The following is a 9,732-nucleotide window of genomic DNA, read 5'->3' as shown; positions in this document are numbered from 1 at the left end:
GGTGGAAGCATCGAGGTTGTCAGCGTCGAGTTCCGTCCCACCCCCCTCTGTCCTGCCGGACATCTCCCCCGCAAGTGGGGAGATTGCGCGCTCAACCGCTTTCGCCAATCGACATCCAATCTCCCCCTCGCGGGGGAGATGTCCGGCAGGACAGAGGGGGGTGTGAAGGATCACCGGCCTCCGGGACCGTCACCCCTTCGACTGCTGGATCAGTCCATAAAGATTGGTGCAGCGGGCGCCGGAGCGGCAATAGGCGAAGACCGGGCCGTCGAGTTCATCGAGCGCTTCGGCCTGATCCTCGACATTCTCGGCCGTGATCTGGCCGCTGATGACGGGGATGTAGCGGAAGGCGAGGCCCACGGCCTCGACCGCTGCCTTGACGGTGTCGGCCGAAGGCTGGCCGGGCTGTTCGTCATCGGGCCGGTTGCAGATCACGCTCTTGAAGCCGGCTTCCTTGATGGCGGCGACGTCTTCGGGCTGGATTTGGCCCGAGACCGAATAGTCCTCGCTGATTTCGCGGTATTCCATGGCAGCATCCTCGCAAACTGGTCAGGCGGCAGTCTTGCCACTCCCCGACATGTGCGGCAATCCGCACCGAAGGAATTCTCTGCCAAATAGGCATTGCGTGCCAGAAAATCCAACCGGGCCGATGCGGTCCGGCTGGATAATCCTTCAAACTCAGCTGCCGAGAATGGCGCCTTTGATCTGACGGATGTTGTTGTGCATCATGTCGATATAGGTCGAGGCCGGGCCGTCGGGCTGCGACAACGCGTCCGAATAGAGCGTGCCGCCCACCTTGATGCCGGTCTCGCTGGCGATCTGCTCGATCAGGCGCGGGTTGGTGATGTTCTCGACGAAGATCGCCGCGGCCTTGTCCTGCTTCACCTGGGTGACCAGCTTGGCGACGTCGGCGGCGGACGGTTCTGAATCGGTCGAGATGCCTTGCGGGGCGAGGAAGGTCAGGCCGTATGCGTGTTCGAAATAGCCAAAGGCGTCGTGCGAGGTGATGACGACGCGCTTGCTCTCCGGGATCGAGGCGATCGCTGCTTTCACTTCACCTTCGACCGCGTCGAGCTTCTTGGTGTAGGCGGCGGCATTGGTCTGGTAGCTGACGCAGCCGTCCGAATCGGCCGCGCAGAAGGCCTCGGCGATGTTCTTCACATAGATCCTGGCATTGGCGATCGACTGGAAGGCATGCGGATCGGTGACCGTCTTGCCGCCGCTGGTGCCGGCACCCTCGGCCGCGTCGGCATCGGCGAATTCAGGCTTGAAATCGATCGTCGTCACGCCCTTGGTCAACGTGACGATCGAGGCCTTGGTGGCGCTGGCGTCGACCAGCCGCTGCAAAAAACCTTCGAAATGCAGGCCGTTGACCAGCACGATATCGGCCTTGGCCATGGCCACCGCATCGGCCGGGCTCGGCTCGTAGACATGGGCGTCGCCATCCGGCCCGACGATGGTGGTCACATCGATGCGGTCGCCGCCGACATTTTTGGCGAAGTCGGCAATGACGGTGAAGCTGGCGACCACTTTCAGCGGTGCAGCGGAGGCCGACGATGCGCCAAAGGCGGTTAATGTTATAACGCTCATCGCCAGGGCGGCATGGATCGATTTCAGCATGGACGGGTCTCCTTCTAGGGGCGGGGGATCAGGCCGTTCTGTGACGGTGGTGGATGATGCGCGCGCGCAGAATGCCGCGCGTGCCAAACAGGATCGAGGCGAAATAAACGACGCCGGCAGACAAGATGATGGCCGGGCCGGACGGCAGCGACGCGTGATAAGACAACAGCAGCCCGGCGACGCAGGAGGCAAAGCCGATCAGCACGGCGAGCACGCACATCGGCTCGACGCGCACCGTCCAGAAACGGGCAGCGGCGGCCGGCAGCATCATCAGTCCGACCGAAAGCAGCGTGCCGAGCGCCTGGAAGCCGCCGACGAGGTTGAGCACGACAAGGCCGAGAAAGATGAAATGCACCGGACTGCCGAGCCGGCTGACCGAGCGCAGGAACAGCGGGTCGAGGCATTCAGCGACCAGCGCTCGCCAGAAGATGGCAAGGCTGACCAGTGTCACCGCGACGATGCCGCCGATCAGTGTCAGTGCTTCATCGTTGAGCGCCAGCACGGTGCCGAACAGCACATGCATGAGATCGACACTGGAGCCCCGGATCGACACCATCAGCACGCCGATGGCGAGCGAAATCAGATAGAACGCCGCCATCGAGGCGTCCTCGCGCTGGATGGTGAAGCGCGAGACGGCGCCGGCGCCGAGCGCGACGATGACGCCGGCGATCAGGCCGCCGATGGTCATCGGCAGGATCTCCAGCCCATAGAACAGGAAGCCGGCGGCGGCACCTGGCAGGATGGCATGCGCCATGGCGTCGCCCGACAGGCTCATCCGCCGCAGCATCAGGAAAACGCCGATCGGGCAGGCGCCGAGCGACAGCATCAGCGAACCGATCAGAGCTCGCTGCATGAAGCCGAAATCGGCGAAAGGCGCGATGAAAAGACCATAAAGCGTATCCATCAGGCGGCCCTCGGTCCGACGCCATGTTGATGGTCATGGTGGTCGTGATCGTGGCCATGACCATGAGCGTCCTCGCCTGGCTCGCACCAGGGCGCATTCTCTTCCCAGGCTTCGTGGAAGCGGCGGGCGCGCAACAGGTTTTCAGGCTTCAGCGTTTCCCTGGTTTCGCCCCAGGCGATCGGCTGGCGGGCGAGAAGCAGTGTTTCGGGGAAATTCTGCCGCACAAGATCAAGATCGTGGACGACCACCATGATGGTGCGTTCCTCGCCATGCCAGTGCTTGATCAGGGCAATAAGGTCGCCGACCGTCTTGGCGTCGACGGCGTTGAAGGGTTCGTCGAGCAAGATAAGGTCGGCGTCCTGCAGCAGGACACGCGCAAACAGTGTGCGCTGCAGCTGGCCGCCCGACAGGGTATCGATCGGTCGCTTCTCGAAGCCGCCGAGCCCGACCGCCATCAGCGCCTTGCTGACGTCATCGCGATCTTGCCTGGTGTAGCGGCCAAGCAGGCCGCGCCGTGGCCACAGGCCGAGCGAAACCAGGTCCACCACTCGCGCCGGAAAGGAGCGGTCGAGCTCCGATTGCTGCGGCAGATAGGCGGCGCGAACGCCGGGCGCGCGGATAACCTCGCCGGCCATCGGCTTCAGGACGCCGACAATACCTTTCATCAGCGTCGATTTGCCCGAGCCGTTGGCGCCGACGACAGCCGTCAGCGAGCCCTTGCGGATGGTGCCGTCGAGATGATGGATTGCCGGATGGCTGCCGTAGCCAAGGGTCAGGTCGCGGAATGTCAGGCAGGTGTTTGTCATTCTGCGATCCGTGGGGGCGGCGAAATCCGGCTGCGGGCGGCGGCCGATTGGATATGTGATGTTATTACATTAGTCAACAAGCCAATCCGGCGCAATTGCGGCTGGCGGGTCAACTTGCCGTGTGTGGATATCATATGCCCTTGGCCCAAGGGGATTCGACCTTGCGACCTTGCCCGAAGCCGGCCGCAACTCTAAAGAGGCGCAACCGCCACAGGAAGGAACCATCCAATGAGCATTCGTCGCATCGATGTTGGCCCGCGCATGAGCCAGATCGTCATTCACGGAGATACCGTCTATCTGGCCGGTCAGGTCGGTCAGCCGACCGGCAACGTCGCTTCGCAGACCAGGGACATCCTGGCGGCCGTCGATGGGCTGCTGGCCAAGGCCGGTTCCGACAAGACCAAGATCCTGCAGGCGATCATCTGGCTGGCCGACATGAGCACCTTCGCCGAGATGAACGCGGAATGGGACAAGTGGGTGCCGCAAGGCAACACGCCGGCCCGCGCCACCGGCGAAGCAAAGCTCGCCGGACCGGAATATCTGGTCGAGATTATTATTACGGCGGCGATTTAGGCCGACGTTGAAGCTGCCAATCTCCCCCCACGTGGGGGGAGATTAGCACTACCCCTGCGACGGCGTGAATCTCGCCACCAGTGTGTGGCTCTCGGCCGCATAGGTAAAGCGCACATGGGTGACCGGGTGATCGGCGCTCCATGTCCGCCGCTCGACCACCAGGCACGGCGCGCCGGCTGCGATGTCGAGCGCGGCCGCGATATGCCTGTCGGCGGCGACAGCGCGAATCCGGTGCTCGGCTTCGCTCCACGGCACGCGGCCAATCAGCCATGGTCCTGGTGCGATGGCTACGAATTCCTCGTCCGCCGCTTCGGCGACAGCGGTGAGATTGATCAGCCGCTGTTCATGCGCGAACGGCCGCTCGCCGGCGAAATGCCCGCACTCCAGCGCCAGCACCGGCCCGGCAGCGCCCAGCTCCAGCAGTGCGCGATCCTCGGCGCTGCTGCGCCTTTTGTGTCGCGCGACGCGCTCGTAGCGGTAGGGCAGGCCGAGCGCCTCGACCTCGATGCGGATGTCGTGGATTTCCAGCACCGCCGCTTGCGACTGCGGCCGGCGCACAAAGCTGCCGGAGCGGCGGCGGCGCTCGATCAGCCCGGCCTTGGCAAGCTGCGACAGCGCTTTGTTCACCGTCATGCGCGAGCAATTGTATTGCGCGCTCAGTTCGTGTTCGAAGGGAATGCGGTGACCGGGCGCCCAGGCACCGGACATGATGCGTTCGCTGATGTCGGACAGGATGCGCTGGTGCAGCGAGACGCTGCCTTCCGCATCCGCAGTCTCGACAATGCTCATGCTGAAAGCGCCGTCATCACACTGCGAAACCGCTCAGTGACGGCCTCGCGCTTGACATGCCTGCCGCCGCTGACCTGTTTCTGGCCATGCACCCAGACGCAATCGACCTTGCTGCCATTGGCGAAGATCCAGGCGTCGAGGATTGCGTCACCGCTCTTGCCGGCCAGCGAGGGATTGCTGGCGTCGAGCGAGACGAGATCGGCGGATGCGCCGGCGGCGATTGCTGAGGCGCCGACGCCAAGAGCGACGCTGCCGCCGTCGAGCGCTGCGTCGAACAGCGCCCGGCCGGTCGAGCCGCCCGCGACCGCCAGCACATTGCGGGCGCGGTGGGCGAGGCGCTGCGAATATTCGAGCTGGCGCAACTCGTCGGGCAGGCCGATCAGCACGTTGGAGTCGGAGCCGACGCCAAAGCGGCCGCCATGGTCTCTGAACAGCGGCGCTGCAAAAGTGCCGTCACCGAGATTGGCCTCGGTGATCGGGCAAAGACCGGCGATGGCGCCACTCTTTGCCATCCCAACGGTTTCCGCATCGGTCATATGGGTGGCGTGGATCAGGCACCAGCGCTTGTCGACCTTGGCATGGCCAAGCAGAAATTCGACCGGCCGCGCGCCTGACCAGGCGAGGCAATCCTCGACTTCTTTCACCTGCTCGGCGATGTGGATGTGGATCGGCCCATCCGGCACTATCGCGGCCACTTCGGTCAGTTCTTCCGGTGTCGCCGCGCGCAAACTGTGTGGGGCAACGCCGACAACTGCTTGATTCAAACTGCGGACGCATTCCCGGCTTTTGTCAACAAGCCGCGAGAACCGATTCACATCGTTGATGAATCGTCGCTGGCCTTCGTTTGGCGCGGCACCGCCGAAGGACGAATGTGCATAAAACACTGGCAGCAGCGTCAGGCCGATACCCGTCTCGCCGGCCGCGGCCGCGATGCGCTCGGCCATCTCGGCAAGATTGGCGTAAGGTTTTCCATCGCGGTCGTGATGCAGATAGTGAAATTCGCCGACGCGTGAAAACCCAGCCTCCAGCATCTCGACATAGAGTTGGGCTGCAACCGCCTCGACCTGATCGGGCGTCATCGACAGGGCAAAGCGGTACATCACCTCGCGCCAGCTCCAGAAACTGTCGGCGGAGGGGCCGCGAAGTTCGGCAAGGCCGGCCATGCCGCGCTGGAAGGCGTGGCTGTGCAGGTTGGGCATGCCGGGCAACAGGATTGCGTGGCGTTCGTCGCCGACTGCCGCTGCTGCGCCCGGCTGAACGGCTGTAATGCGTCCCTCGGCCAAGGTGAGCCGCACATTGTCGTGCCAGCCATTGGGAAGGAGCGCCTGTTCCGCAAAGATCGCTGCCACTTTTCTCTCCGGTTCTCTGTCTCTCATGCGATGATGGCACTTGCAGTGCGTTTCAATATGTATATACATAATCGCCATCGATTGAAACGGAAAAGATGATGGCTGCAGAGAGCAAAAGCTGGGCAGGGGGTCTTCGCCTGTGGCGCAATGCGCGCTTGGCGACCATGGCCGAAGGGTCTGCCGGACTTGGCGTCGTCGAACACGGCGCGCTTGCTGCGCGTGACGGCCGCATTGTCTATGCCGGCCCCGAGTCGGAGCTGCCCTCAGCACTTGCCCAGGGCGCCGAGACGGTAGATTGCGAGGGCCGCTGGATCACGCCTGGCCTGATCGACTGCCACACCCATCTGGTCCATGCCGGCAACCGCGCCAACGAATTCGAGATGCGGCTGGCCGGCGCCACCTATGAAGAAGTCGCCAGGGCCGGTGGCGGCATCGTCTCCTCGGTCAAATCGCTGCGCGCCGCCAGCGAGAGCGAACTGGTCACCCAATCGCTGCCACGCCTCGATGCGCTGATCGCCGAAGGCGTAACCACCGTGGAGGTAAAGTCGGGCTACGGCCTCGACCTCGAAAACGAGCAGAAATCGCTGCGCGCCGCACGGCGGCTGGGCGAACAGCGGCCGGTGACGATCAGGACCACCTTCCTCGGCGCCCATGCACTGCCGCCGGAAGCCAAGGGCGACAAGGACGCTTTCATCGATCTGGTTGCCAAGGAAATTCTCCCGGCGGTTGCCGCCGAGGGGCTGGCCGATGCCGTCGACGGGTTTTGCGAGGGCATCGCCTTTTCGCCGGACCAGATGGCGCGCGTCTTCGATGCGGCCAAGGCGGCCTGCCTGCCGGTCAAGCTCCATGCCGACCAACTGTCCAACCTGCACGGCGCCGAACTTGCCGCACGTTACGGTGCGCTGTCGGCCGATCATCTCGAATACACCGATGAGGCGGGTGCGGCGGCAATGGCCAAGGCCGGAACCGTGGCGACGATCCTGCCCGGCGCCTACTATTTCATTCGCGAAACAAAAAAGCCGCCGATCGGCCTGTTTCGCCAGCATGGCGTCAAGATGGCTGTCGCCACCGACAACAATCCCGGCACCTCGCCGCTGACCTCGCTGCTTCTGACCATGAACATGGCCGCGACCTTGTTCGGCCTGACTGTCGACGAATGTCTTGCCGGCGTCACCCGCGAGGCGGCCCGCGCGCTTGGTTTGCTTGAAGAAACCGGCACGCTTGAGGTCGGAAAATCCGCCGACCTGGCGATATGGAACATCGAGCGCCCCGCTGAACTCGTATACCGCATGGGCTTCAACCCGCTGCATGCCCGCATCTGGAGAGGACAATGACCGAACTGACCCTGAAGCCCGGCAATGCGACGCTGGCCGACTGGCGCGCGATCTATCGTGGCGCCGCACTGAGGCTCGACGATGCCTGCCGGCCGAAAATCAAGGCGAGCGCCGAGGCCGTCGCCAGGATCGTTGCCAAAGGCGAGCCGGTCTATGGCATCAACACCGGTTTCGGCAAACTGGCCAGCGTCCGCATCCCGGCCGCGGATCTCGAGACCTTGCAGCGCAACATCGTGCTATCGCACGCCGCCGGCGTCGGCGAGCCGATGCCGTCAGCCGTTTGCCGGCTGATGATGGCGCTGAAACTCGCCAGCCTGGCGCAGGGCGCCTCCGGCGTGCGGCCGCAAACCATCGAGTTGCTCGAAGCGATGCTGGCCAACGACGTCATCCCGGTGGTGCCGGCACAGGGCTCGGTCGGCGCCTCCGGCGACCTTGCTCCGCTGTCGCACATGACGGCGGTGATGATCGGTGTCGGCGAATGCTTCACCCCGCATGGACGCTTCCCGGCCAAGGTCGCCTTTGTCTCGCATGGGCTGGAGCCGGTGACATTGGGCGCCAAGGAAGGCTTGGCGCTGCTCAATGGCACGCAATTCTCGACCGCCTATGCGCTGGCCGCCCTGTTCGAGGCCGAAGTGCTTTACCAGTCGGCGCTGGTCGCCGGTGCCTTGTCGACCGACGCGGCCAAGGGCTCCGATGCGCCCTTCGATCCGCGCATCCATGTGTTGAGAAAGCATCGCGGCCAGATCGAGACGGCGGACGCGCTGCGCAATTTGATGGCCGGCAGCGCCATCCGTGAATCACACCGTGTCGGCGACGAGCGCGTGCAGGATCCCTATTGCTTGCGCTGTCAGCCGCAGGTCATGGGCGCGGCACTCACCGTGCTGCGTCAGGCCGCCGACACGCTAGGCGCCGAGGCCAATGGCGTCACCGACAATCCGCTGATCTTCGCCGAGGATGACACCGCACTCTCCGGCGGGAATTTTCATGCCGAGCCGGTGGCTTTCGCCGCCGACATGATCGCGCTCGCCGTCTGCGAGATCGGTTCTTTGTCGGAACGCCGCATTGCCATGCTGGTCGATCCGGCGCTGTCCGGCATGCCGGCCTTCCTGACGCCCAAGCCCGGCCTGAACTCCGGCTTCATGATCCCGCAGGTGACGGCGGCGGCTCTTGTCTCGGAAAACAAGCAGAAGGCCTACCCGGCCAGCGTCGATTCGATTCCCACCTCGGCCAACCAGGAAGACCACGTCTCGATGGCGGCGCACGGCGCGCGCCGGCTCATCGGCATGGTCGAGAACGCCACGGCCGTGATCGGCATCGAATTGCTTGCCGCCGCGCAAGGCTGCGACTTCCATGCGCCGCTGGCGTCGAGCGATGCCCTGGAGGCCGTGCGCAAGCTGGTCCGGGCCGAGGTGCCGCATCTCGACAATGACCGGCATTTCCACCCCGACATGGAAAAGGCGATCGCCATGGTGCGCAGCGGCGCGACCATCAAGGCAGCCGGCGCGATAGCGCTGCCGTCGATTTCCGGAGCGGCATGATGGCAAGCACGCCCTGGCTCACCGTCACGCCTGGCACAGCGCCGTTGCTGGTGTCGATTCCGCACACCGGAATCGATCTCGCCGGCCTGGAGAACCGGCTGGTGTCGCCCTGGCTCGGCCGCCGCGACTGCGACTGGTGGATCGACAAGCTCTATGATTTCGCAGGCGGTCTCGGCGCGACAGTCGTGCATACGGCGATCTCGCGCACTGTTATCGACGTCAACCGTGATCCGTCCGGCGCCTCGCTCTACCCCGGCCAGGCGACGACCGGTCTCTGCCCAACCGAGACTTTCGATGGCGATCCGCTGTATCGGGAGGGCGAAGAGCCGGGGCCATCGGAGATCGACGAGCGCCGCGAAAAATTCTTCGTGCCCTATCATGCCGCCTTGCAGGCCGAGATCGGCCGGTTGCGCGGGCTGCACGAAAAGATCGTCCTCTATGATTGCCACTCGATCCGTTCGGTGCTGCCGCGCCTGTTCGAAGGCACGCTACCGGTGTTCAATCTCGGCACCAATGACGGCAAGAGCGCCGATCCGACCTTGCAGGCGATAGTCGCTCAGATCATGGCCGAGACCGGCGAGATCTCTGTCGTCAATGGCCGTTTCAAGGGCGGCTGGATCACGCGCCATTTCGGACAACCTCAAGATGGCGTGCATGCGCTGCAGATGGAGCTGTCCAACCGTGGCTACATGCGCGAGCCGGAAGGCAAGGGCGCGCCCGACAATTGGCCGGTGCCTTACGATGCCGAGTTTACAGCACCGATCCGCGCCACGCTGCGGAAAATCCTCGAGACCGCGACATCCTGGGCGCGCGGCTGAC

10 protein-coding genes are annotated in these 9,732 nt (G+C 64.2%); 4 read left to right on the top strand and 6 right to left on the bottom strand.

Going from position 1 to position 9,732, the window contains the following annotated elements:
* Positions 1-189: 189 nt before the first annotated feature.
* The 4 genes from FCU66_RS35900 to aztA form a co-directional block, all read right to left on the bottom strand.
* Positions 190-528: a protein tyrosine phosphatase family protein gene (locus FCU66_RS35900; RefSeq protein WP_136622748.1), complete on the bottom strand. Its 339-nt coding sequence runs from the start codon at positions 526-528 to the stop codon at positions 190-192.
* A gap of 150 nt (positions 529-678) precedes the next feature.
* On the bottom strand, positions 679-1,620 hold the full coding sequence (gene aztC, locus FCU66_RS35895; protein WP_136622749.1) for a zinc ABC transporter substrate-binding protein AztC: 942 nt from the start codon (positions 1,618-1,620) through the stop codon (positions 679-681).
* Positions 1,621-1,648: 28 nt separating this feature from the next.
* Positions 1,649-2,524, bottom strand: coding sequence for a zinc ABC transporter permease AztB (gene aztB, locus FCU66_RS35890; RefSeq protein WP_109672416.1), 876 nt, complete (start codon positions 2,522-2,524; stop codon positions 1,649-1,651).
* Positions 2,524-3,330, bottom strand: a complete 807-nt coding sequence (gene aztA, locus FCU66_RS35885; RefSeq protein WP_136622750.1) for a zinc ABC transporter ATP-binding protein AztA — start codon at positions 3,328-3,330, stop codon at positions 2,524-2,526. The genes aztB and aztA overlap by 1 nt, the downstream gene beginning before the upstream one ends.
* A gap of 228 nt (positions 3,331-3,558) precedes the next feature.
* Between aztA and FCU66_RS35880 the strand changes: the two genes are divergently transcribed.
* On the top strand, positions 3,559-3,903 hold the full coding sequence (locus FCU66_RS35880; protein ID WP_136622751.1) for a RidA family protein: 345 nt from the start codon (positions 3,559-3,561) through the stop codon (positions 3,901-3,903).
* A gap of 48 nt (positions 3,904-3,951) precedes the next feature.
* Here the strand turns inward: FCU66_RS35880 and hutC are convergent, their stop codons facing one another.
* Both hutC and FCU66_RS35870 read right to left on the bottom strand, forming a co-directional pair.
* Positions 3,952-4,692 carry a histidine utilization transcriptional repressor HutC gene (hutC, locus tag FCU66_RS35875; protein WP_136622752.1) on the bottom strand — a complete coding sequence of 247 codons (741 nt, stop codon included), beginning with the start codon at positions 4,690-4,692 and terminating at the stop codon, positions 3,952-3,954.
* Positions 4,689-6,041 carry a formimidoylglutamate deiminase gene (locus tag FCU66_RS35870; RefSeq protein WP_136622753.1) on the bottom strand — a complete coding sequence of 451 codons (1,353 nt, stop codon included), beginning with the start codon at positions 6,039-6,041 and terminating at the stop codon, positions 4,689-4,691. The genes hutC and FCU66_RS35870 overlap by 4 nt, the downstream gene beginning before the upstream one ends.
* A gap of 98 nt (positions 6,042-6,139) precedes the next feature.
* Between FCU66_RS35870 and hutI the strand changes: the two genes are divergently transcribed.
* Genes hutI through hutG form a run of 3 tightly spaced genes read left to right on the top strand, consistent with a single transcriptional unit; the run spans position 6,140 to position 9,731 of the window.
* Positions 6,140-7,375, top strand: coding sequence for an imidazolonepropionase (gene hutI, locus FCU66_RS35865; protein WP_136622754.1), 1,236 nt, complete (start codon positions 6,140-6,142; stop codon positions 7,373-7,375).
* Positions 7,372-8,913, top strand: coding sequence for a histidine ammonia-lyase (gene hutH / locus FCU66_RS35860; RefSeq protein WP_136622755.1), 1,542 nt, complete (start codon positions 7,372-7,374; stop codon positions 8,911-8,913). Before hutI ends, hutH begins: the two co-directional genes overlap by 4 nt.
* On the top strand, positions 8,913-9,731 hold the full coding sequence (gene hutG, locus FCU66_RS35855; RefSeq protein ID WP_136622756.1) for an N-formylglutamate deformylase: 819 nt from the start codon (positions 8,913-8,915) through the stop codon (positions 9,729-9,731). The genes hutH and hutG overlap by 1 nt, the downstream gene beginning before the upstream one ends.
* Position 9,732: the final 1 nt, after the last annotated feature.

Source organism: Mesorhizobium norvegicum (assembly GCF_004919685.1).
GTDB lineage: Bacteria > Pseudomonadota > Alphaproteobacteria > Rhizobiales > Rhizobiaceae > Mesorhizobium > Mesorhizobium norvegicum.
This window is presented reverse-complemented; position numbering and strand designations above follow the sequence as displayed.

Coding starts and splice junctions, on each gene's coding strand:
- aztB (WP_109672416.1), bottom strand. CDS start 2,524: ATGGATACGCTTTATGGTCTTTTCATCGCGCCTTTCGCCGATTTCGGC.
- aztC (WP_136622749.1), bottom strand. CDS start 1,620: ATGCTGAAATCGATCCATGCCGCCCTGGCGATGAGCGTTATAACATTA.
- hutG (WP_136622756.1), top strand. CDS start 8,913: ATGGCAAGCACGCCCTGGCTCACCGTCACGCCTGGCACAGCGCCGTTG.
- FCU66_RS35900 (WP_136622748.1), bottom strand. CDS start 528: ATGGAATACCGCGAAATCAGCGAGGACTATTCGGTCTCGGGCCAAATC.
- hutI (WP_136622754.1), top strand. CDS start 6,140: ATGGCTGCAGAGAGCAAAAGCTGGGCAGGGGGTCTTCGCCTGTGGCGC.
- hutH (WP_136622755.1), top strand. CDS start 7,372: ATGACCGAACTGACCCTGAAGCCCGGCAATGCGACGCTGGCCGACTGG.
- FCU66_RS35880 (WP_136622751.1), top strand. CDS start 3,559: ATGAGCATTCGTCGCATCGATGTTGGCCCGCGCATGAGCCAGATCGTC.
- aztA (WP_136622750.1), bottom strand. CDS start 3,330: ATGACAAACACCTGCCTGACATTCCGCGACCTGACCCTTGGCTACGGC.
- hutC (WP_136622752.1), bottom strand. CDS start 4,692: ATGAGCATTGTCGAGACTGCGGATGCGGAAGGCAGCGTCTCGCTGCAC.